This is a genomic window from Cryobacterium algoricola (assembly GCF_004402485.1).
GTDB lineage: Bacteria > Actinomycetota > Actinomycetes > Actinomycetales > Microbacteriaceae > Cryobacterium > Cryobacterium algoricola.
In genome coordinates, this window is record NZ_SOFG01000012.1 from 77,198 (window position 1) to 98,346 (window position 21,149).

The 21,149-nt window shown below is 70.8% G+C and carries 19 protein-coding genes; 3 read left to right on the forward strand and 16 right to left on the reverse strand.

Features of this window, described 5'->3' with window-relative positions; all coding sequences use genetic code 11:
* Positions 1-4: 4 nt before the first annotated feature.
* The 15 genes from E3O44_RS11795 to nirD form a co-directional block, all read right to left on the reverse strand.
* Complete coding sequence (locus E3O44_RS11795) at positions 5-256, reverse strand: ferredoxin (protein WP_134534970.1); 252 nt, start codon at positions 254-256, stop codon at positions 5-7.
* On the reverse strand, positions 253-1,494 hold the full coding sequence (locus E3O44_RS11800) for an NADH-ubiquinone oxidoreductase-F iron-sulfur binding region domain-containing protein (RefSeq protein WP_166792637.1): 1,242 nt from the start codon (positions 1,492-1,494) through the stop codon (positions 253-255). The genes E3O44_RS11795 and E3O44_RS11800 overlap by 4 nt, the downstream gene beginning before the upstream one ends.
* On the reverse strand, positions 1,491-2,048 hold the full coding sequence (locus E3O44_RS11805) for a ferric reductase-like transmembrane domain-containing protein (RefSeq protein ID WP_134534972.1): 558 nt from the start codon (positions 2,046-2,048) through the stop codon (positions 1,491-1,493). The genes E3O44_RS11800 and E3O44_RS11805 overlap by 4 nt, the downstream gene beginning before the upstream one ends.
* The gene (locus tag E3O44_RS11810; RefSeq protein WP_134534973.1) at positions 2,045-3,028 is read right to left on the reverse strand and encodes an FAD:protein FMN transferase; all 984 of its coding nucleotides are present in this window, start codon (positions 3,026-3,028) and stop codon (positions 2,045-2,047) included. The genes E3O44_RS11805 and E3O44_RS11810 overlap by 4 nt, the downstream gene beginning before the upstream one ends.
* On the reverse strand, positions 3,028-3,336 hold the full coding sequence (locus E3O44_RS11815; protein ID WP_134534974.1) for a hypothetical protein: 309 nt from the start codon (positions 3,334-3,336) through the stop codon (positions 3,028-3,030). Before E3O44_RS11815 ends, E3O44_RS11810 begins: the two co-directional genes overlap by 1 nt.
* 214 nt (positions 3,337-3,550) lie before the next feature.
* Positions 3,551-3,820: a 30S ribosomal protein S15 gene (rpsO, locus tag E3O44_RS11820; protein WP_134449591.1), complete on the reverse strand. Its 270-nt coding sequence runs from the start codon at positions 3,818-3,820 to the stop codon at positions 3,551-3,553.
* A 171-nt stretch (positions 3,821-3,991) separates the two neighbouring features.
* Positions 3,992-4,987 (reverse strand): dihydroxyacetone kinase subunit DhaK, encoded by a 996-nt coding sequence (dhaK, locus tag E3O44_RS11825; protein ID WP_134534975.1) that lies wholly within the window; start codon positions 4,985-4,987, stop codon positions 3,992-3,994.
* Positions 4,988-5,061: 74 nt separating this feature from the next.
* Entirely contained in the window at positions 5,062-5,709 is a 648-nt protein-coding gene (gene dhaL, locus E3O44_RS11830; protein WP_134534976.1) for a dihydroxyacetone kinase subunit DhaL, read from the reverse strand.
* A complete protein-coding gene (locus E3O44_RS11835) occupies positions 5,706-6,539 on the reverse strand; it encodes an HAD-IA family hydrolase (RefSeq protein WP_134534977.1) in 834 nt (277 codons plus the stop codon). The genes dhaL and E3O44_RS11835 overlap by 4 nt, the downstream gene beginning before the upstream one ends.
* A gap of 3 nt (positions 6,540-6,542) precedes the next feature.
* Positions 6,543-7,400 (reverse strand): class II fructose-bisphosphate aldolase, encoded by an 858-nt coding sequence (locus E3O44_RS11840; protein WP_134534978.1) that lies wholly within the window; start codon positions 7,398-7,400, stop codon positions 6,543-6,545.
* Between the two features lie 202 nt (positions 7,401-7,602).
* Entirely contained in the window at positions 7,603-8,685 is a 1,083-nt protein-coding gene (locus E3O44_RS11845) for an AI-2E family transporter (RefSeq protein WP_241976294.1), read from the reverse strand.
* Positions 8,686-8,929: 244 nt separating this feature from the next.
* Positions 8,930-10,747, reverse strand: a complete 1,818-nt coding sequence (locus tag E3O44_RS11850) for an NAD(P)/FAD-dependent oxidoreductase (RefSeq protein ID WP_134534980.1) — start codon at positions 10,745-10,747, stop codon at positions 8,930-8,932.
* Positions 10,740-12,887: a molybdopterin oxidoreductase family protein gene (locus E3O44_RS11855; protein WP_134535004.1), complete on the reverse strand. Its 2,148-nt coding sequence runs from the start codon at positions 12,885-12,887 to the stop codon at positions 10,740-10,742. The genes E3O44_RS11850 and E3O44_RS11855 overlap by 8 nt, the downstream gene beginning before the upstream one ends.
* A 115-nt stretch (positions 12,888-13,002) precedes the next feature.
* A complete protein-coding gene (locus E3O44_RS11860; protein WP_134534981.1) occupies positions 13,003-14,400 on the reverse strand; it encodes an MFS transporter in 1,398 nt (465 codons plus the stop codon).
* 58 nt (positions 14,401-14,458) lie between these two features.
* Positions 14,459-14,809, reverse strand: a complete 351-nt coding sequence (nirD, locus tag E3O44_RS11865; protein WP_134534982.1) for a nitrite reductase small subunit NirD — start codon at positions 14,807-14,809, stop codon at positions 14,459-14,461.
* Between the two features lie 225 nt (positions 14,810-15,034).
* On the opposite strand from nirD, the gene nirB reads away from it, so the two are divergent.
* Genes nirB through E3O44_RS11880 form a run of 3 tightly spaced genes read left to right on the forward strand, consistent with a single transcriptional unit; the run spans position 15,035 to position 20,052 of the window.
* The gene (gene nirB, locus E3O44_RS11870; protein WP_134534983.1) at positions 15,035-17,725 is read left to right on the forward strand and encodes a nitrite reductase large subunit NirB; all 2,691 of its coding nucleotides are present in this window, start codon (positions 15,035-15,037) and stop codon (positions 17,723-17,725) included.
* 3 nt (positions 17,726-17,728) lie between these two features.
* On the forward strand, positions 17,729-18,826 hold the full coding sequence (gene cobA / locus E3O44_RS11875) for a uroporphyrinogen-III C-methyltransferase (RefSeq protein WP_134534984.1): 1,098 nt from the start codon (positions 17,729-17,731) through the stop codon (positions 18,824-18,826).
* Positions 18,827-18,873: 47 nt separating this feature from the next.
* Positions 18,874-20,052: a uroporphyrinogen-III synthase gene (locus E3O44_RS11880; protein ID WP_134534985.1), complete on the forward strand. Its 1,179-nt coding sequence runs from the start codon at positions 18,874-18,876 to the stop codon at positions 20,050-20,052.
* A 116-nt stretch (positions 20,053-20,168) separates the two neighbouring features.
* Here E3O44_RS11880 and E3O44_RS11885 read toward each other — a convergent pair whose 3' ends face one another.
* Positions 20,169-21,062 (reverse strand): LLM class flavin-dependent oxidoreductase, encoded by an 894-nt coding sequence (locus E3O44_RS11885; protein WP_134534986.1) that lies wholly within the window; start codon positions 21,060-21,062, stop codon positions 20,169-20,171.
* Between the last annotated feature and the right edge of the window lie 87 nt (positions 21,063-21,149).

Consider the following 21,149-nt stretch of genomic DNA (forward strand, 5'->3'; position numbering starts at 1 on the left):
CGCGCTACCGGTCGATGAGCGTGAGCGCCTGGCGGGGGCACAGCGACACGGCGTCGGTGGCCGCGTCGAGCAGCCGGTCCGGGACCGGAACGTTCGAGCCGTAACCGTAGGAGAGCGGGTAGCCCCACTCGTCGCGGGCGAGGAGCTCCGGCAGGATCTCGGTGCAGAGACCCCGGCCGTCGCACTTCGTCCAGTCGATGTGCAGCAGCACGGTAGGGTCGGCGGCACTGCGGGGGTCGGGGGCGCGCAGGTTCATCGGTGGTCCTTTCGGCAGTGCCCGGCGAGGTGCGCGGCGACGTCGTCGGCGAACACCGTGAGCGTGCTGAGTACGAAGCGGGCGGTTCCGTCCGGGTGGTTGCAGGAGCCACGGCCGGTGACGATGGCCGCGAGGCGACGCACCTCGCCGGGAAGACCCGGATCGCGGTCGCCGCGGGCGAGTCGCCTGAGCACGGCGGCCATCGCCGGCAGCCCGTTGACGCAGGGTCCGCACTGGCCGGCGGTCTCGCCGGCGAGATAGGTGGCGACCGCGGCGGCGACCGTGATCGGGCAGCGCCGTTCGCCGAGCCCCATCAGGATGCCCGCACCCGGGTTCGCGCCGAATCCGGCGAGGTCGGCGCGATCGAGGCGGGCCTCCAGGGCGTACGCCGGCAGCCAGGCGCCGTGGTACCCGCCGACGAGCACGGCCGACAGCGTCCCGGTGTCGACACCGGTGAACCGGAGCACGTCACCGATGCGGGATCCGCCGGCGACCTCGAGCACGGTCGACGGATGCCCGTCGCTGCCGACCGTGACGAGTCGCGTCCCCGGGTCCCCCTTCGTGCCCACCGAGCGGAACCAGGCGGCCCCGAACCGGGCGATCAGGGCGATGTGGGCGAGGGTCTCGACATTGTGCAGCAGGGTGGGGCGGCCACCGAGGCCGGACTCGGTGAGCCGCACGGTGCGGTCCTGCGGAACCGGCTCGCGGCCGGCGAGGGCGTTGACGACGGCGGATGCCTCACCCGAGATGAAAGACTCCGCGGCTTCCCGCAGTTCGATGCCGGCGGCATCCGCTCGCTCGGCGAGGGCACGTCCGACGGCCTCGAGCACGGAGGCCTGGGCGTAGAGGTAGACGGAGTGGGCGCCGAGGGCGCCGGCCACGGTGAGGAGCCCATCGATGACGAGGTGCGGCGACCGGAGCAGCAGTGTCGCGTCCTTCTGGCTGAGGGGTTCGCCCTCCGCGGCGTTGCCGATCACGACGACGCGGCGGCGGCGGGCGCGTTCGCGGGCGGGCACGGCGGCGAGCTTGCGCCACGCCGGGAAGCCCGCGCCGCCGCGGCCCTCGAGGCCGGAGTCACGGAGGGCGGCGAGGAGCGCGGCCGAGTCGGTGTGGGCGGGCAGGGGCCCGAACGTCGTCTGGTGGGTGCCGTAGTCGGCGGCGCGGGCGGCGGTGAGCCGGGTGGTCCCTGCCGGAGCCTGGACCGGCGGAAACAGCGTGGTGTCCGGTGCGCGGCTCACGATGCCTTCCCGATTCGGACGTTCTGGTATTCGACGAAGCCGCGGCTGAGGCGCCAGCCGAGAGCGGAGAGCACGGCGATCGAACAGGTGGCCGCGAAGGCGATGAACCAGGCCTGGCCGGCATCCGTTCCGTTGCCGATGGAGTGCAGCAGTGCGACGGGCCACATCAGGTAGGTCAGCCAGTGCACGGCTTTGAACACCCGCACGCCGATGACGCCGCGGAGGAGGGCCGTGACAACGATCGCGAGCATCAGGTCGACGGCGAGGGTGCCGAGGCCGAGCCAGAAGGGCTTGGCCGCGCCGAGGAAGGGCACGACGAAGTCGACGAGCCGGAGCTGGGCGTAGGAGTCGCCGAACAGCGTGACCAGGTGGATGGCGAGGAAGGCGGTCGCGAGCAGTGCCACATTGCGGTGCACGAGGGCGACCGAGAACCGGGGCAGCGCGAAGAGGGGCCGTCCGGACCGGTTCAGGATGCCGAGCAGGACCGAGACGGTGAAGAGGGCGAGGGAGACGACCCCGGTTCCGCGGCCGAGCGCCCAGAGCGCTTCGTTCACAGCAGGGTCCTTTCGGCGTCGGAGTCGGAGTCGGAGTCGGCGCCGGAATCGGTGCCCGCGCCGGACGGGTCGTCGTCCGGCCAGCCGCCGAGGGCGACGACCACTCCGTCGGCGTCGACGAGACGGGCGGGAACCCCGAGCTCGCGCAGCCAGGCGACGGCCTTGTGGCCGCGCACGATCGACGCGGTGCTGAGCGTGTTGGCGCGGTGGCAGCTCTCCGCCGCGACCGTGACGCTGCGCCAGACCGGCTCGGCGGGCACCCCGGAGCCGGGGTCCAGGATGTGGTGCTGGGGGCGGCCGGCCTTGGTCCAGCGCCGCTTCTGCGTGCTCGAGGTCGCGAGGGCGAGGCCCTCCGCGAGGGTCACGCGGGCGCTCGGATCGAGCGGGGCATCCTGGACCAGGACCTGCCACCCGCCTGCGGGCGCGGGACCGGCGGTCGCGATGTCACCGCCGAGGCTCACGAGCACGCCGCAGCCGAGTTCCGTGGCGATGCGGGCGGCGACCCGGTCGGCGGCGGCGGCCTTCGCGGTCGCGCCGAGGTCGATGCTGAGGTGGGCGGGCACGGTCAGCCGGTTGCCGACGAGTCGCACGCTCGCCCAGCCTGGCCGGGGCGACGCGATCGCGCGCACCGGGACGCCGTCGTCGAGGATCAGGCGGATGTCGTGGTCGTAGCCGATCGCGTCGAGGGCGTTGCCCAGGGTCGGGTCCACGTCGCCGTCCGTCGCCGCGGCGGAGGCGAGGGCGAGGCGCATCAGGTCGGCGAGGGTGTCGCTGACGAGCGCCCCGACCGGGAAGAGCGGGGCTTTGACCATGACCTCGGAGTCGTCGCGGAACCGGCTGCAGGCGAGGTCGATGTCGTCGAGCACGGCGTCGGCGATGCGGCGGGCCTCGGGGAGGAGCGCGGGGTCGGTCACGACGAGGCGGGCGCTCGTGCTCCAGAGGGACCAGTCTTCGGTCGCGACGCTCGCGGTGGCCGTCATCAGGACCCGCTCGTCGCGGCGTGGGCCTTGGTGCCGTTACCCGAGGACACACTCGGTGCGGCTGGTGCGGCTGGTGCGGCCGGTGCGGTGGTCGCCTGGGTCGTGGTACTTCCGGACGTCGTGCCCGAGTTGCCCGACGTGGTCGTGGTCGTCGTCGCCGAGGCATCCTGCGTGGCGAGGGAGTCTGCCCAGTCGTGCAGGCCGAGGGCAGAGGCGGCGACGATCGCGAGCAGTCCGATCGTGCCGGTGACGATCTTGCTGAGCTTCTTACCGCGTTCGTGAGCGTTCATCGCAGTGCCACCCTTCATTCGTTGACACTACCGAGAGTGACAGCGGACTCTATGGGTTTCCTATGCGGTCACCCTGAGCGAACAGGGTGTTAGGGAGGGGCACCCTGCGGAGGCTCACAGAACCGCACGCAGGCAGACAAAACGGGCCGCCACCCGAAGGTGACGGCCCGTTTCGTTGAAGTTCAGCTTCAGAAGTGCGCGATATCGACGCGGCTTCCGGTTTCGTGCCTGACTAGCGACGCAGTCCGAGACGCTCGATGAGCGAGCGGTAGCGGGCGATGTCGATGTCGGACAGGTAGCCGAGCAGACGGCGACGCTGACCAACCATGAGAAGCAGGCCACGACGGGAGTGGTGGTCGTGCTTGTGCTCTTTCAGGTGCTCCGTGAGGTCGAGGATGCGCTGCGTGAGCATGGCAATCTGGACTTCGGGGGACCCGGTGTCGCCTGGGTGGGTAGCGTACTTTTCGATGATCGCCTTCTTAGCATTAGCTTCGAGTGCCATAGATGGGATCCCCTTTCTCTCACTGCGCGGTGCCCGTGGGCCGAATGCCTGGGCTCTCTTGTTCCGCGGCCGTTGGACGGCAACCTAGAGAGCTTAGCAGAAATCGGCAGCGCGCTCCACGCTCTGCGGTCGTCACAGCACACTGAACCCGGTCGGCAGCGGCAGCATCCGCTAGAACACGTGGGCGGCGATCTCGGCGGGCGCGGCGAGCAGGCCCTCGATCTCGTCGTCGAGACGCACGAGGGTCAGGGACGCGCCTGCCATGTCGAGCGAGGTGCAGTACTCCCCCACGTAGCTGCGCCCGACCGTGATGCCGCGGCGGGTCAGCTCGTCGTGCGCGTGGCCGTAGAGGATGTAGAGCTCGCTGATCGGGGTGCCGCCGAGGCCGTTGATCATGAGCGCGACCCGGTCTCCCGCGACGAAGGGCAGGTCGTTCACGACGGCGTCGAGCATCTCGTCGGTCATCTCGTCCGCAGTGGTGAGCTTGGCGCGCCGGCGGCCGGGTTCGCCGTGGATGCCCACGCCCACCTCGATCTCGTCCTCGCCGAGGTCGAAGAGCGGGGATCCCTTCGCGGGCGGGGTGCAGGAGGTAAGGGCGATGCCCATCGTGCGGGTGACGCTGTCGACCTTCTCGCCGATCCGGACGAGCTCGTCGAGGGAGGCGCCGGCCTCGGAGGCCGCGCCGACGGCCTTCATCACGAAGAAGTTGCCCGCGACGCCGCGGCGCCCGACCGTCCAGGTCGAGTCCTGCACGGCGACGTCGTCGTCGATGAACAGGGTCTTGACGGTGATGCCGTCGCTCTCGGCCATCTCCTGGGCCATTTCGAAGGCCATCCGGTCGCCGGTGTAGTTGTTCACGAGCAGTAGCACGCCCTTCGGGGAGGCCATCAGCTTGGTGGTCTCATAGACGTAGTCCATCGGCGGCGCGGCGAACACGTCGCCGGGGCAGGCCGCGTCGAGCATTCCCTTGCCGACGGTCATCACGTGGGCGGGTTCGTGACCGGACCCTGAGCCCTGGATGATCGACACCTTGTTCGGGTTGGGACCGCCGGCGCGCATGATCAGGTTGTACTTCGGCACATAGCGGAGGGTGTCCGGGTTGGCGAGGGCAAGGCCCTTGAGCATGTCCGGCACATACATCTTCGGGTCGTTGACAAACTTCTTCATGTGTCCATCTCCTTTGTGGGTGGTCCGAAACGTGCAGAAAGGCGTACCGACGTTGGTGCGGATGTTCCTGGGGTTCAGAGGTCGTCGCGCGCGGCCCATTCGCGGCTGAGGCGTTCGAGGATCACGGCGACGGCGACGGCACCCGGATCGGGCGACCCGATGCTGCGCTCCCCCGTGTAGCTGGCCCGGCCGCGGCGCGCCTGCAGGAAGCTCGTCGCGTCGGCGCGTTCCCGCGCGACGACGGCGGCGCGGGCGAGCGCGGCCAGGCCGTCACTCCCGGCGCGGAGTTCGGCTTCGAAGGCATCCGTTGCCGGGACGAGGGCGTCGAGGAGCGTCTTGTCGCCGAGGTTCGACTTGCCCCTGGCCTTGATGCCCTCCGCGGCGGCCCGGAGCATGGCGACGACGTCGTCGCCGTCGAGGTCCGCCTTGCCGGCGACGGCGGCCGAGGCGCGCAGGAATGCGGTGCCCCAGAGCGGGCCGGAGGTTCCGCCGATGCGGCCGGAGATGACGAGGGCGATCTTCTTCAGGAAGTCGGCCGGGGAGCTGCGGTCGAAGTCGGGCCAGTCGGCGAGGACGATCTCGAAGCCCCTGGCGAGGGAGAACCCGAAGTCGCCGTCCCCGACGACGGCGTCGAGGTCGCCGAACTCGCGTTCGTTGTCGACCGCGGTCTGGGCGATGCTGTGCACCACGAATTCGGTGTCGGCGAGGCTGCTGCGGGTCATGGGGTCTCCGGTTCCGGGCTCGTCATTCCTGGGCTGCGCGGTCCTGGGCTGGTCGGTCCTGGTGCGGCCAGGATGGCGGTGAGATCGGTCAGTTCCACGGTGCGGCCGACGTCGAGGTGCAGCGGGTCCTTCAGGGTGATCGCGGAGGGGCCGCCGGGGTCGCCGAGCGAGGAGACGACGAGGGAGGCGCCGGTGAAGTCCTCACCCGCCGTGTAGCCGCTCACCGTGATGAGAGTGCGGAGGCCGGCGGCGAGCGCGGCCTGGAGGCCGTTGGCGCTGTCCTCGATGACGAGGGCCTCTGCGGCAGGGACGCCGAGTTCGCGGAGGGCGAGGAGGTAGATATCCGGCGCCGGTTTCTTGGCAGCGACCACGTCTCCGGCGAAGACCCGGAAGTGCGCGGCGAGGTCCGGCCCGACCGCCTCGGTCAGCACGGCGAGGACGGATTGCTCCGCCGATGTGGATGCGACGGCGAGGGTCCAGCCGGCGGCTGCCGCATCCGCAGTGATCCGTTTGATGCCCGGGCGTCCCGGCAGTGCGCCGCGTGCGACGGCGTCGGTGTAGATGGCGGTCTTACGCCGGTGCCAGCGCGCGACGGCCTCGTCCAGGGCGCCGGGGTCGTCCGGGAGGCCGAGGACGGCGGCGACCGCCGGCGTCAGGGCGCTCCGCATCCGCTCCTTGCCGCCGCCGATCTTGACCTTGACCGCGTAGTCGGAGTCGCTCCACCGCACCGGAACGGCGAATTCGCGGAAGGTCTCATTGAACGCAGGCAGGTGGCCGTCGCGCTCGGTGTCGGCGAGGACGCCGTCGCAGTCGAAGATGAGTGCCGGCATCCGTCACGCCTTCCCTGCGCTGCCGAATTGCTCGGCGAGTCCGCGGGTCAGCGCGACGATATCCGTTCGGACGTGCCCGAACAACGACGGCGGGTCCCACTTGTCCCGTGCCTCCGCGTCCTTCAGGTAGGCGAGGCTCGACTGCATGAAGGTGATCTTGAGCGCCGTGGAGATGTTGACCTTGGCGCAGCCGAGCGCGATGAGCTCGGAGAACTGGCCGGGGCTCAGGCCGCTCCCGCCGTGCAGGGCGATCGGGATCGGGTGCGCGCTGACGATGTCGCTGACCCGCCGGAAGTCGAGGACGGGTTCACGGGTGTAGACGCCGTGGGCGTTGCCGATCGCGGGTGCGAACACGTCGACGCCGGTCTCCTCGATGAAGCGCAGCGAGATCTCGAGCGACTGCCTGGCGGATGCCGTGTCCGAGCCGATCCCGTCTTCGACCCCGGTGATCGACTCGATCTCGCCCTCGACGTGTGCGCCGAAGGTGCGGGCCTCCGCGACGACTTCGACGGTCTGCCGCTGGTTCTCCGCGACCGGGAGCCGGGAGGCGTCGAAGAGCACGGAGTTCCAGCCGCGCTCGAGGCATTCGGTGATGACCGCCCGCTCGGGGCAATGGTCGAGATGCAGCACCACCGGCACGTCGATGCCCGCCGTCATCGATTCCCACATGCTGAAGAGCACGCGCGACCCGATCGACTTCACGGTCTTGACCGAGGTCTGCACGATCACCGGCGACCGGGCTTCGACGGCCCCCGCGAGGACGGCCTCCATGGTGAGGTCGTTCACGACGTTGATCGCCGGCACGCCGTAGCGCTCGGCGAACGCGCGATCTACGACCGCTTTAAGGGTAGACACCGACATTCCAGGCCTCCTCGCCGGAGTGGGGCCGGTGTCCGGGCCCGGGTGTCACCGGGTCGCCGTCAGCCGGTTGCCGACATCGTAGGCTGCAACCCCGGCCCCGACAATGGGTGACCGGCCCCAACCAATTCGACGGAGTTTTTGAGTTCTTGGCACGTGGGAGCGAGTTCTCAGCGCTTTCCGGGCACAATCTCCGTCGAATCGGTTAGCGGCGGCGGCGGAAGAATCGACGCCGCGGCGGGCTCGGGGCGGCCTCGGCAGGGTGGTCCCAGACGCGCACGATCGACCACGCGACAGCCACGAGCGGCACGGCGAGCACGGCGCCGGCGATGCCGCCGAGCACGGTTCCCGCGGTGAGGGCGACGAGGATCACGAGTGGGTGCAGCTTGAGTGCGCCGGCCATCACGATCGGGTTCAGCAGGTCGCCTTCGAGCTGGTTGACCACGACGACGATGGCCACGACGATGAGGGCCACGATCGGCCCGTTGAAGACGAGGGCGACGAGCGCGGCCAGGATCCCGGCGATCGTCGCGCCGATCAGCGGGATGAACGCGGTGAGGAAGACGATCGCCGCGAGCGGAAGGGCGAGCGGAACCTGCAGGATGGCGAGGCTCGCACCGATGACGACGCCGTCGAAGAGGGCGATGGTCGCGGTCCCGCGCACGTACTGTCCGAGGACAGCCGGAGCGGTCTGGCCGATGCGGCGGGCTCGCGCGAGGGCGGATCCGCGCAACGGCGTCAGGAAGAAGGCCCAGATCGACGCGGCATCCTTGAGGAAGAAGAACAGGATGACGACGACGAGGGCGGCTCCGGTGAGCACCTCGGCCGCGGCGGACACCCCGGCGAGCGCACCGCTGCCGAACTCGGCACTCGTCACGAAGTCGATCACGGCGTTTCTGGCGGCCTCGAACTGGGTGGCATCGAGCGACAGCGGGCCGTTCGTCAGGTAGCCCTGCAGCTGGTCGAGGCCGTCGGAGGCCGCGGTGACGAGTTCGGACCACTGGTTGCGCACGGCGAACACGATCAGGGTCACGATGCCCCCGAGCACGACGACCCCGCCGAGCAGGGTGAGCCAGGTCGCCAGCATCCCCGGCACTCCCCTCGCGCGCAGCCAGCGCACGAGCGGGCTGAGCGCCGCCGCCAGGATGAGCGCGACCAGGGTGGGAATGACGACGAGCTTGAGCTGCACGAGGGCGAACACCACGCCGATTCCCAGCACGATCACGACGATCAGCTGGGCGCTGCGGATGCTCAGCCACCCCAGTCGGTCGACGAGCAGGGACCTCACGGTACGGTCCCGTGGGGTGCTCTCACCCGCGGTCCCGCCTGAGGCTGAGGCTGAGGTGCCGACTGAGGTCTGAGTCTTTCGCTCCGGCTTCGCTCGCATGCCTCCCATGCTAAGCACACCCCGCGGCGCGGCCGGCGAAAATGCTGCCGAACCACAGATTCCTCAAGTCTCGTGACCGCCCCGGCCGAACCAATTCGACGGAGATTTTGGGTTTTCGATGCGTGGGAGGCGGGTCTTCCGGCCTTTAACCTAAAATCTCCGTCGAATTCGTCAGGGCGAAACGCTCGAGGACCTCACCGATGCGGCCTCTGCAGCCGCCGCAGCCGGTTCCGGCGCGGGTGGCCGAGCCGATGCAGGCGACGTCGGTGTTGCCGGCCTCCGCGGACGCCGTGATCGCACCGACCGTGACCCCGTTGCACCAGCAGACCGTCGCGTCTGGGGCGAAGGCGTCGCCGCCGCCCGCCGGGTCTACGTCGGGGCCGTCGTAGCGCAGCAGCAGCGAACGGTCGGCGGGCAGTTCGCTGCCGCGCTCGAAGAGGAGGGTGAGTTCGGCGCCGGTGCGCGGCATCCCGACGCAGATGAAGCCGGTGAGGATGCCCCCGCGCGTGACCATCTTCACGTACCGGCCGTGCTCGGGGTCCGCCCATTGCGACACGCCCAGGCGCGGCGGCGCAGGGACCGGTGCGCCCGCGCAGTCCCTGCCGCGGACGGGCTCCGCAGCCCCGTGCCCGTCGTCGGGATGGGCGGGGTCGAGGTCCCAGGGGTCCGCGCTCGTGTCGCCGGCGGCCACGACGTCGATTCCCTCGGCCTTGAGCATGACGACGCCGTGCGTGTGCGCGGCGAGCGCCGGCCCGAAGTCGACGGGAGCGGCGGGGACGGGAGCGGCTGCGACCGGAGCTGGGGCGACAGGGGCGACGGTCAGGGCGTCCGCGGGCCTGGCGTCGTGCTCGATTTCCGCGGTGAAGCGGGCGGCGAGCCAGTCGGCCTGGCGCCAGCCGGGTCCGATCAGGCCGGTGGGGCCTCCGGCGGGTGCAGCCTGGGAGGCACCGGGGGCCGGCCGGGGGGCGACGTGCGCGCAGTCGCCGATCGCGAAGATGGCGGGGTCGGTCCAGCTCCGCAGGGACTCGTCGACGAGGATGCCCGTCGACACGCTCAGGCCGGCGAGGCCGGCGAGCTCGGTGCGGGCGCCGATGCCGCAGCTGAGCACGAGCAGGTCTCCGGGGATCTGCTTGCCGTCGGCGCAGATCAGCGCGTCGAAGCGGTCGTGGCCGTCGGTGTCTGCGGTGAAGAGAATGCTCTCGGCCCTGGCGTGGCTGACCATGGTGACGCCGGCCCGGCGCGCGCTGCGGGCGAGCACCGTTCCGCCGCCGCGATCGAGATTGCGGTTCAGCGGAATGTCGGCGTGGTAGACAACGCAGACATCGCTCCCGGCCTGGGCCGCGGCGAGCGCGAACTCCATGCCGAGCACCCCCGCGCCGAGCACGACGATCCGGCCTCCCGAGCGCACGGTCGCGAGCACGGTCTCCGCGTCGTCGAGGTCACGGAGAGCGGTGACCCCGCGGGGCAGCGGGGCATCCGCGGTGTCGAGCGAGGCCGCATCCGACGGCGGGCACATCAGGGAGCGGCGCACCCGGGTCACCCCGTCGAGAGTCGGGACGTTGGCGCGGGCGCCGGTCGCGAGCACGATCCGGTCGTAGCCGAGGTGGGTGCCGTCGCCGAGGGTCACCGTGCGTCGCACCCGGTTGATCCGGGTGACGATCTCTCCGGTGCGGATGTCGACGCCCGCCGCCCTGGCCGCGTCGGTGTCCGTCAGGTCGAGCGCGCCACGGTCGGAGCGGCCAACGGCATAGTCGGCAATGAGCACCCGGTTGTAGGCGTCCGCGGCCTCCGCGCCGACAACGGTCAGGGTGGCTAGGCCCGCACGCACGACCGGGAGAAGTTCCTCGACGAGGCGGGCCCCGACCGGGCCGTAGCCGACGAGGACGATCCGGGTCGGTGCGGCGGCAGCGGGCACAGCACCGATCGTGCCCGCGCCGGGCACTGCGACGATCGACTCAGGCATGGGCATCCGTTCGGGTCGACCTGGCGGAAACGGCATCCGCAAGATCGGCCCCCGGCGTCCGCGTCAACGCGCGTACCCGCACGGTCGTGCGCTTGAACTCGGGCATGCCGGAGACGGGGTCGGTGACCCCGAGGGTGAGCAGGTTCGCCCGCTGGGCGCCGGGGAAGTGGAAGGGCAGGAACACGGTGTCCGGGCGGATGCCGCCGGTCACCTCGGCGACACAGCTGACGACTCCCTGGGCATTACCGACCTCGACCTCGCCACCGTCGACGAGACCCAGGCGGGCGGCGGTCGCCGGGTGCACCTGGAGCCTGGCCTGCGGCTGGGCCTGCTGCAGCTCGGGCACCCGGCGGGTCTGGGCCCCCGACTGGTAGTGCTCGAGAAGCCGGCCGGTGATGAGGGTGACCGTGCCATCCCGCTGGGCGGGCGCATCCGTCACCCTGGCCTGCACGGCGACGATGCGCGCGCGGCCGTTTGCGTGCGCGAAGCCGTCGAGGAAGAGCCGAGGGGTGCCGGCCGACCCGGCCGGGTACGGCCAGTACGCGGCCTCCCCCGTGTCGAGCAGCCCGTAGCTCAGGCCGGAGTAGTCGGCGAGCCCGCCCGCGCTCGCGCGGCAGAGCTCGTCGAACACCTCGGCCGGGTCGGCGCTGAACGTGCCGGCGGAGTCGAGCCGGCGCGCGAGTTCCTGGAAGATCCAGAGTTCGCTGCGCACCCCGTCCGGCGCGCCGATCGCCGTGCGGCGGCGGATGACCCTGCCCTCGAGCGAGGTCATCGTGCCCTCCTCCTCTGCCCACTGGGTGACCGGCAGCACGACGTCGGCGAAGCGCGCGGTCTCGGAGAAGAAGAAGTCGCAGACCACGAGGAAGTCGAGGGCCTCGAGGCCGGCGCGCACCCGGTTGGAGTCCGGGGCGGACACGACGACGTTCGAGCCGTGCACGAGCAGGCAGCGGATGCCGCCGGGCGCGCCGAGCGAGTCGAGCAGCTCGATCGCGGGCACGCCGGCCCCCGGCAGGCTCTCCGGGGACACGCCCCAGACGCCGGCGACGTGGGCACGCGCGGCCGGGTCGGTGATCTTGCGGTACCCGGGGAGCTGGTCGCACTTCTGGCCGTGCTCGCGGCCGCCCTGGCCGTTACCCTGCCCGGTGAGGGTGCCGTAGCCGGAGCGGCGGGTGCCGACGAGGCCGAGCACGAGGCTCAGGTTGATCGCGGCGGTCGCGGTGTCCGTGCCGTCGACGTGCTGCTCGACTCCGCGGCCGGTGAGGATATAGGTGCCCGTCCCGGCCGAGAGGCGGCGGGCGAGGCCGCGGAGCTGCGGCACCGGGACGCCGGTGAGCTGTTGCACCCGTTCCGGCCACCACCGGGAAACGCTGCGGCGGAGGGCTTCGAAGCCGGTCGTGCGCCGGGCCAGGTAGTCGGTGTCGATGAGGCCCTCCGCGATCACGATGTGCGTGAGACCGAGCAGGAGCACGAGGTCGCTGCCGGGCGTCGGCTGCACGTGCAGGCCGCCGCCGTCCTCGGTGAGGCGTGCGGTCGCCGAGCGGCGCGGGTCGACGACGATCAGGCCGCCGGCGCGGCGGGCGCCCTCGAGGTGCCCGATGAACGGCGGCATGGTCTGGGCCACGTTGGAGCCGAGGATCAGGATCGTGTCCGCCGAGTCGAGGTCCTCGACCGGGAACGGCAGTCCTCGGTCGAGGCCGAAGGCGCGGTTGCCCGCCGCTGCGGCCGAGGACATGCAGAACCGACCGTTGTAGTCGATCCGGGAGGAGCCGAGCGCGACCCTGGTGAACTTGCCGAGCTGGTAGGCCTTCTCGTTGGTCAGGCCACCGCCGCCGAAGACCCCGACCGAGTCCGCGCCGTGCTGCGCGCGGGTGTCGGCGAGCCGGGCGGCCACGAGGTCGAGCGCCTCGTCCCAGCTCGCCGGTTCGAAGCTCCCGTCCGGCTGCCGGAGCATCGGCGTCAGGATCCGCTCCGGCGACACGAGCAGTTCGGCGGCCGTCCAGCCCTTCTTGCACAGGCCGCCCCGGTTGGTGGGGAATGCCCGGCCGGCCACGGTCACGCCCGGGCGAGCCGCAGCATCCGTGCCCGCAGCATCCGTGCCCGCGGCGCCCATGCCCGCGGCCTCCGTGCCCGTCAGCGTCATCGCGCACTGCAGCGCACAGTACGGGCAGTGCGTGTCGACGCTCGGGCGGGCGACGGATGCGCGGGGTGCGGTCACGGGGACTCCTCCTGGTGGGTGGGTGCTGGGCGGATGCCGGCTAAATGCGCTGCCCGGCCACGGACGAGCCGCGGCGGAGGTAGCAGAACGCGGTGACGATCATCATCACGACATAGGCGCCGATGAAGGCGTAGATCGCGGCGGTATAGCTGCCGGTCGCGACCTTGGAGTTTCCGAGCACCTGCGGAATGATGAACCCGCCGTATGCGCCGATCGCGGAGATAAGGCCGAGCGCGGCCGCGGTCTTGCGCTGGGTGCTGACGTCGCCGGAATTCGTGTGGGCGTCGGTCACGCCGCTGCGGGCGGCGAAGACGCTCGGGATCATCCGGTAGGTCGAGCCGTTTCCGACGCCGGTCGCGACGAAGATGAGTAGGAAGCTCGCCAGGAACAGCCAGAAGTTGCCGAGAGACAGCACCGCGATCACGAGCAGCGCGCCGAGGGCCATCACGCCGAAGGCGGCGATCGTGACGCGGGCCCCGCCGAAGCGGTCGGCGAGCTTGCCGCCGGCCGGCCGGGCGAGGGAGCCGACGAGGGCACCGAGGAAGGCGAGCGAGATCGACGCGGCCATGATGTGGAAGGTGGAGTACTCCGGGAACTGGTCGGCGATGAGCTTCGGGAAGACGCTCGCGAAGCCGATGAAGGAACCGAAGGTGCCGATGTAAAGCAGGGAGAGGATCCAGAGGTGCGGTTCGCGGAGCGCCGCGAGCGAGCCGGCGAAGTCGGCCTTGGCACTGGACAGGTTGTCCATGTGCTTCCAGGCTCCCCACATCGCGACGAGGATGAACGGCACCCAGAACCAGCCGGCGAGCGAGAGGTTCAGGGTTCCGGCGGCGCCGATCGTGATCACGATCGGGACGACGAGCTGGGCGACGGCGGCACCGAGGTTTCCGCCGGCGGCGTTGAGCCCGAGGGCCCAGCCCTTCTGCTTCTGCGGGTAGAAGTAGGTGATGTTGGACATCGAGCTCGCGAAGTTGCCGCCGCCGAGGCCGGCAAGGCCCGCGACGACGAGCATCACCGGGAACGGGGTGGCCGGGTTGCCGACGCAGAAGCCGAGGGCGATCGACGGGATCAGCAGCAGCCCGGCCGAGATGATGGTCCAGTTGCGGCCGCCGAAGCGGGCGACCATGAACGTGTACGGGAAGCGCAGCGTCGCGCCGACGAGGCTCGGCATCGAGATGAGCCAGAAGATCTGACCGGTGTCGAAGGTGAAGCCGGCCTTGGGCAGCTGCACGACGACGATGCTCCAGAGTTGCCAGATCACGAAGCCGAGGAATTCGGCGAAGATCGACCACTTGAGGTTGCGGGAGGCGATGGCTTTGCCGCCGTCGTTCCACTGTTCGGCGTCTTCGGCGTTCCAGTTGTCGATCCACCGGCCGGGGCGGTGGACCAGGCTCGGGCCGGTGCGGAGGCCGGTTGTGGGGGTATCGACTGCAGTCATGGTGTTCTCCTCGGGATGGGTGTGCGGGGGGAAGTGCAGGGGAAGGACGGTGGGAAGGTCAGGCGGCTTCGGGCAGGGGCAGGTGCACGTGCACCTCGCCGTCTTCGACCCTGACCGGGTAGGTGCGCAGCGAGTACTCGGCGGAGGTGAAGCATTCGCCGGTCTCGAGGTCGTAGACCTGCTTATGCAGGGGGGAGGCGATGGTGAACCGGTCACCGCGCGATCCGACGATGCCGCGGCTCATCACGAATGACCCGGTTGCGGGGTCGCGGTTGTCGACGGCGTACAGACCGCCGTCCGGAAGCAGCAGGATGGCGAGCTGCTCATCGCCGATCAGGGCGGCTTCGCCCCAGAGCGGCTCGAGTTCATCGAGGGAACAAACGCGGATCCAGGTGCCGGGGTGGTTCACGAGTGATCCCGCTTTCTGTGAGGTCTGCCACGCCGGGTGGGCGATTCCCTCACGCTAAATCGGCCACGTTTCGCGGGTCCGCGCCGGGCGCGTCGAATGCGTAAAGAAGTCCTCACCCTTCCCCGGCGGGCCGGTGAGGTCCCGGTCACACCTTGTTACATGGGCGCAACCGAGGGGAAACGCGGCCCTTTTAGGCTGGCAGCACCACCTACGGAAGGCTCCGCCATGGACAACGTCACGTTCGACGCCGCTGGGGCAGCCCCCCGGCCTTCCGGCGTCCCCCGACGCATCGTCGTCATCGGCGGCGGCCCCGCCGCGCACCGGTTCGCCGAGGCCATGCAGGCGAGGTCGACGCCCGGTGAGGACAGCGAACTCCTCGTCCTCGGCGACGAGCGCCACCTGCCGTACGACCGGGTCGCCCTCTCCCGCCGTCTCGTCGACTCCGAGGACCTCACCCTCGGCGACCGGGCGCTCTGGGAGGCCCCCGGCATCGCTTACCGCGGCGGCAGCCGGGTGGACAGCATCGACCCGGCCGGCCGCACCGTCACCCTCGCCGACGGCGAGACCCTCTCCTACGACGAGCTCGTCTTCGCGACGGGATCGTCCGCCACCGTCCCTCCCATCCCCGGTTCCGAAGCCGGCCACGTCTACCGCACCATCGAGGACGTCGACTTCCTCGTCGCCGAAGTCGCCCGTCTCCGCGAGCGGCTCGGCCGGCCGGCGAACGTCGTGGTCGTCGGCGGCGGACTCCTCGGCCTCGAGGCCGCCGGGGGCCTGCAGCGTCTCGGAGGCTCGGCCACGATCGTGCACTCCGGCCGCTGGCTGATGAGCGCGCAGCTCGACGAGGGGGCCGGGCAGGCGCTCGGCCGGCTGATCCAGGCCCAGGGCATCACCCTCGCCCTCGGCAACCGTCCCACCGAGGTGCTCACTTCCCCGACCGGCCGCGTGCTCGGCGTCACGCTCACCGACGGCACCCAGCTGCACGCCGACCTCGTCGTCTTCTCGATCGGCATCACCCCGCGCGACGAACTCGCCCGCGTGGCCGGCCTCGACCTCGGCCCGCGCGGCGGCATCGAGATCACGGATGCCTGCAGCACGTCGATCCCCGGCATCTGGGCCATCGGCGAGGTCGCGAGCGTGAACGGCAGCTGTGTCGGTCTCGTCGCCCCCGCGAACGCGATGGCCGAGGTCGTCGCCGATCGGCTGCACGGCGGCGCCGCCGTCTTCCCCGGCGTCGATGACGCCACCAAGCTCAAGCTCTCCGGGGTCGAGGTCGCGAGCTTCGGCGACGCCCTCGGGGCGACAGAGCACTCCCTCGAGGTCGTCTATGCGGACCCGGCCAGGGGTTTGTACCAGAAGATCGTCGTGACGAACGATGCGAAGACCCTCCTCGGCGGCATCTTCGTCGGCGACGCCTCGCCGTACACGGCGCTGCGGCCCTTGCTCGGTCGCGAGCTCGGAGCCGAGCCGAGCGCCTACCTCTCCGCGGCCGGCGCCGAACCGCCGGCAAGCAGTGACCTGCCGGATGACGTGCAACTCTGCTCCTGCAACAACGTGTCGGTCGGCGCCGTGCGCGCCGGCATCCGCGGCGATGAGCACACCGAGGCGTGCACGGAACTCGGCCAGCTCAAGGCGTGCACCCGGGCCGGCACCCAGTGCGGTTCCTGTGTGCCTCTGGTCAAGAAGATCCTCGAAACCGAACTGACGAGGGCGGGCGTCACCGTTTCCCACGCCCTCTGCGAGCACATCGCGCTCAGCCGGAGCGAACTCTTCGAATCCGTCCGCATCCTGCAGCTGACCGACTTCGACGAGATCATGGGCCGGTTCGGCAGTGGACTCGGCTGCGACATCTGCAAGCCCGTGATCGCCTCGATCCTCGCGACGCAGACCTCGGGCTACATCCTCGACGGCGGCCGCGGCGCCCTGCAGGACACCAACGACCGCGCCCTCGCCAACATGCAGAAGGACGGCACGTACTCGGTCGTGCCCCGGATCCCGGGCGGCGAGATCACGCCGGCCAAGCTCATGGTCATCGCCGAGGTCGCCGCCGACTTCAACCTCTATACCAAGATCACCGGCGGCCAGCGCATCGACCTGTTCGGCGCCCGTCTCGAACAGCTTCCCGACATCTGGAAGATCCTCGTCGAGGCCGGGTTCGAGTCCGGCCAGGCCTATGGAAAGTCCCTCCGCACGGTGAAGAGCTGCGTCGGGTCGACCTGGTGCCGCTTCGGCGTGCAGGACTCAGTCGCGATGGCGATCAACCTCGAACTGCGCTACCGGGGGCTCCGCGCACCGCACAAGTTCAAGCTCGGTGTCTCCGGGTGCGCCCGCGAGTGCGCGGAGGCGCGCAGCAAGGACGTCGGCATCATCGCGACCGACCAGGGCTGGAACCTCTACGTCGGCGGCAACGGCGGCTTCCAGCCCGCCCACGCCCAGCTCCTCGCCCAGGACCTCGACGACGAGACCCTGATCCGCTACATCGACCGCTACCTGATGTACTACATCCGCACCGGCGACCGCCTGCAGCGCACCGCGCGCTGGCAGGAAGACCTCGAGGGCGGGCTCGACCACGTGCGCGACGTCGTCTGCAACGACTCTCTCGGCATCGCCGACGAACTCGAGGCCGCCATGCTCGTCCACGTCGGCAACTACGAGGACGAATGGGCCGCCACCCTCAAGGATCCGGAGCGCCTGCGTCGGTTCCGGTCCTTCGTCAACGCCCCCGGCACCGCGGACCCCGCTCTCCTGCAGGTCATCGAACGCGATCAGCCCCGCCCGGCGCGCCCGGCGGAGCGGGAGGCCGTGCTGGTCTCCGGCCTGAGCATCCCGGTCAGACCCCGCGACGCGACCGCGAACTCCGGCGCGACCACCACCACCACCAGCGAACGCACCATCGAACTGCGACAGGGAGTGTGAACCATGGACATCAGCCTCGACCTGGCCGGCCGCCGGGTCCTCGTCTTCGGAGGTGCCCTCGCGGCCAGACGGGTACTCGCCCGGTTCCTGGCCGCTGAAGCGATCGTCTACCTGGCCTCTGTTCCCGTCGACGGGCATCCGCCGGAGAGACCGCACCCGCAGGTGCGCCCCGTCGAATACCCGCATTTCCCGCACGGCTGGCGCGACCTCGTCTCCGCGGTCGACCTCGTCGTGCTCGTCGAAGTGTCCGCGGCCACCGAGCGCATCATCGTCGATGCCTGCGCCTCGCAGCGGGTCTGGCTGAGTCGCGAACCAGCGGCATCCGTTGCCCCGCTCGGACGGGTGACCCTCGTCGGCGGTGGCCCCGGCGACGACGGCCTGCTCACGATGGCCGCCGTCCAGGCCCTCCGCGACGCCGACATCGTCTTCTACGACAAGCTCAGCCCGCACGACCGGCTCGACGAGTGGTGCCCCGGCGCCGAGCACGTCGACGTCGGCAAGACACCGGGGCACCACGCCACCCCGCAGGCCGAGATCGAGCGGATGCTCGTCGACAGCGCCCTCGCCGGCCTCACCGTCGTCCGGCTCAAGGGCGGCGACCCGTTCGTGTTCGGGCGCGGCGGCGAGGAAGTGGTCGCGTGCCGCGAGGCCGGGGTTCCGGTCACGGTCATCTCCGGAGTGACGAGCGCGATCTCGGTGCCGGCCGCAGCGGGCATCCCGGTCACCCACCGGGACCTCAGCCGGGTCTTCACCGTGCTCTCCGGCCACGCGCCGCTGAGCGAGAACGAACTCGCGCACCTCGCCGGGCTCGGCGGCACGATCGTGGTCCTGATGGGCATCGGAACGCTGCCACACCTCACCGCCGGGCTCGCCCGCCACGGGATGCGCACCGACATGCCCGTTGCGATCGTCGAGCAGGGCTTCTCCGCGCAGCAGCGCACCACGAAGGCCCGGCTCGACACGATCACCCCGCTCGCCGCGAAGCTCGGCGCCCGCTCCCCCGCCGTCCTCGTGATCGGCGAGGTCGTACGATTGTCCGAGCACGACGACGCCGCCAGTGATGAACTGTTGCAGGCCATCGCGAGCAACGCCGAGCACTGACTGAACGCCCGACACCGACCGGGGACATCCGCCCCGCACGCCGGTCCGTGTCGCCACAGCCCACCGACACCACCCGACGAGCCGGAGACACCGTCAACGACACGAGCGCCGAAGCCAGCCAGCCCGGGTTCCGCGCTGACCAGCTCGAGGGATTCCGCATCGCCGTCACGAGCGACCGGCGCTCGGAGGACCTCATCGCCGCGTTCGAGCGCCGGGGAGCCGAGGTCGTCCACGCGCCCGCCATCCGGATCGCGGCGGCCGCCGACGACGCCCGGATCACGAGCGACACCGAGGCGATCATCGCCGGCCGACCCGACATCCTCCTCGCGACGACCTCGTACGGCATCCGGCGCTGGTTCGAGGCGGCGGATGCCGCGGGTATCGGCCACGAGCTCACCGGGACCCTCGAGCACTCCAGCATCCTCGTGCGCGGTCCGAAGGCGCGCGGCGCCGTCCGGGCGGCCGGCCTCGACGACGACGGGATGAGCGACGAGGAAACCACCAAGTCCCTCGTCGACTACGTGCTGCGGGACGGCGCAGCCGGCAAGACGATCGCGGTGCAACTGCACGGCTTCACCGACCAGCCCCAGCTCGAACGCCTCGTCGCGGCCGGCGCGACGGTGCTGACCGTCGCGCCCTATCGCTGGCTGCTGCCGGAGGACTCCGCACGCGTGCTCCGCCTCGTCGACCTGATCTGCGCGGGCGGCGTCGATGCCGTCACCTTCACGAGCGCCCCGGCGGTGATGGCGCTGTTCGGAGTCGCCGACTCGATCGGCCGGCTCGACGAATTGCAGGACGCCTTCAGCGAGACCGTCGTCGCCGCGGCCGTCGGCCCGGTCACGGCCGGGCCCCTGATCGCCGCAGGACTCGCACCGATCGTGCCTGAGCGGTTCCGGATGGGCGCACTGATCAAGCTCGTCTGCGACCACCTCGAGCAACAGCGGGTGCTGCGCCTCGACACCCGGTTCGGGCCCGTCGAGCTCCGCGGCCGGCTGTTCTCCGTCGCCGGCGCCCGAACCACCCTGCCGCCGAGCTCACTGACGCTGCTGCGGGTGCTGCTCGCTGCGGGGGGCACGGTCACCTCCCGGGCGAGCCTGACCGCGACGCTGCCGGAGATGCAGGACGACCACGCGGTCGACGTCGCGATCAGCAGGCTGCGCCAGGCGCTCCCCGAACCGGGCCTCGTCGCGACGGTGATCAAGCGCGGCTACCGGATCGACGTCTGACCCGCCACCCGCGTTCCGAATTCAGGAGTTGAGCATGTTCCGGGCTTGAATCAGGCCGGAACGGCGCCGAAAGCGGTGCGACTCCTGAATTCGGAACGGGCCGGACGGACGTGCGGCTAGGCGCGGGGCGGCATCCGCGCGGCAGCGACGGCCTCGAGCACCTCTTCTGAACCGGCGTAAATGCCGATGCGGCGCGGCCAATGGCTGATCACGTCGGTGAAGCCGAGTTCCGCGGCCCGGCCGACGGCGTCATCGAACGCTCCGACGCTCTGCAGGGAGTAGCTGCCACCGCTGTCCAGGTTGAGGTATCTGTCGATCGAGGCCGGCTCGCGACCGAGCGCGTGCGCGGCATCGTCGAGGCGCCCGGCCAGGGTGGCGACCGCGGCCCACCAGGCGTCGCCGGTCGCGCCGTCCGGTCCCGTCGTCACCCAGCCTTCTCCGTGGGTCGCAGCGAGGCGAAGCCCCTTCGGCCCGTTCGCCGCGATCACGAAGGGCAGCCGCGGCGCCTGCACGGGCGCGCCGACCATGCGCGCACCGACGGCCGTGAACCAGTCGCCGCTGAAGTCGATCCCGGCCGTGCTGCCCTCCGCTTCCCCGCGGAGCAGCAAGTCGAGCAGGGTGACGAATTCGGTGAACCGCGCGTGCCGTTCCGGCCCGGTGTACGCGCGCTGCCCGAGCACGGTCGCGTCGAAACCGGTGCCGCCCGACCCCACGCCGAGCAGGAACCGCCCGCCCGACAGCTCATCGAGTGTCGCGAGCTCCTTGGCGAAGGGCACCGGATGCCGGAAGTTCGGATTCGAGACGAAGGTGCCGAGCCGCAGCTCGCGGGTCACGAGCGCGGCCGCCGTGAGCGTGGGAATCGTGGCGTGCCACGGCTCGTCGGCGAGGCTGCGCCAGGACAGGTGGTCGTAGGTCCAGCCGTGGTCGAAGCCGAGCCGTTCGGCTCCCCGCCACTTGCGGGCGGCTTCCGGCCAGGGGTCCTGGGGCAGGATGACGATTCCATAGCGCATGCTGTGAGTTTACGACCGCGCCTCCGGCGGCCCCTGCACTCACGACCGATGGCCCGCCCGTCGCCCAGGCATGCTTAATGCACGCTC

What these genes read in the sequence shown, in the direction of transcription:
- dhaL (WP_134534976.1), bottom strand. Translation starts at nt 5,709, where the DNA reads ATGACCCGCAGCAGCCTCGCCGACACCGAATTCGTGGTGCACAGCATC.
- E3O44_RS11850 (WP_134534980.1), bottom strand. Translation starts at nt 10,747, where the DNA reads ATGCCTGAGTCGATCGTCGCAGTGCCCGGCGCGGGCACGATCGGTGCT.
- nirB (WP_134534983.1), top strand. Translation starts at nt 15,035, where the DNA reads ATGGACAACGTCACGTTCGACGCCGCTGGGGCAGCCCCCCGGCCTTCC.
- E3O44_RS11860 (WP_134534981.1), bottom strand. Translation starts at nt 14,400, where the DNA reads ATGACTGCAGTCGATACCCCCACAACCGGCCTCCGCACCGGCCCGAGC.
- dhaK (WP_134534975.1), bottom strand. Translation starts at nt 4,987, where the DNA reads ATGAAGAAGTTTGTCAACGACCCGAAGATGTATGTGCCGGACATGCTC.
- E3O44_RS11855 (WP_134535004.1), bottom strand. Translation starts at nt 12,887, where the DNA reads ATGACGCTGACGGGCACGGAGGCCGCGGGCATGGGCGCCGCGGGCACG.
- cobA (WP_134534984.1), top strand. Translation starts at nt 17,729, where the DNA reads ATGGACATCAGCCTCGACCTGGCCGGCCGCCGGGTCCTCGTCTTCGGA.
- E3O44_RS11835 (WP_134534977.1), bottom strand. Translation starts at nt 6,539, where the DNA reads ATGCCGGCACTCATCTTCGACTGCGACGGCGTCCTCGCCGACACCGAG.
- E3O44_RS11885 (WP_134534986.1), bottom strand. Translation starts at nt 21,062, where the DNA reads ATGCGCTATGGAATCGTCATCCTGCCCCAGGACCCCTGGCCGGAAGCC.
- rpsO (WP_134449591.1), bottom strand. Translation starts at nt 3,820, where the DNA reads ATGGCACTCGAAGCTAATGCTAAGAAGGCGATCATCGAAAAGTACGCT.
- E3O44_RS11810 (WP_134534973.1), bottom strand. Translation starts at nt 3,028, where the DNA reads ATGACGGCCACCGCGAGCGTCGCGACCGAAGACTGGTCCCTCTGGAGC.
- E3O44_RS11840 (WP_134534978.1), bottom strand. Translation starts at nt 7,400, where the DNA reads ATGTCGGTGTCTACCCTTAAAGCGGTCGTAGATCGCGCGTTCGCCGAG.
- E3O44_RS11795 (WP_134534970.1), bottom strand. Translation starts at nt 256, where the DNA reads ATGAACCTGCGCGCCCCCGACCCCCGCAGTGCCGCCGACCCTACCGTG.
- E3O44_RS11815 (WP_134534974.1), bottom strand. Translation starts at nt 3,336, where the DNA reads ATGAAGGGTGGCACTGCGATGAACGCTCACGAACGCGGTAAGAAGCTC.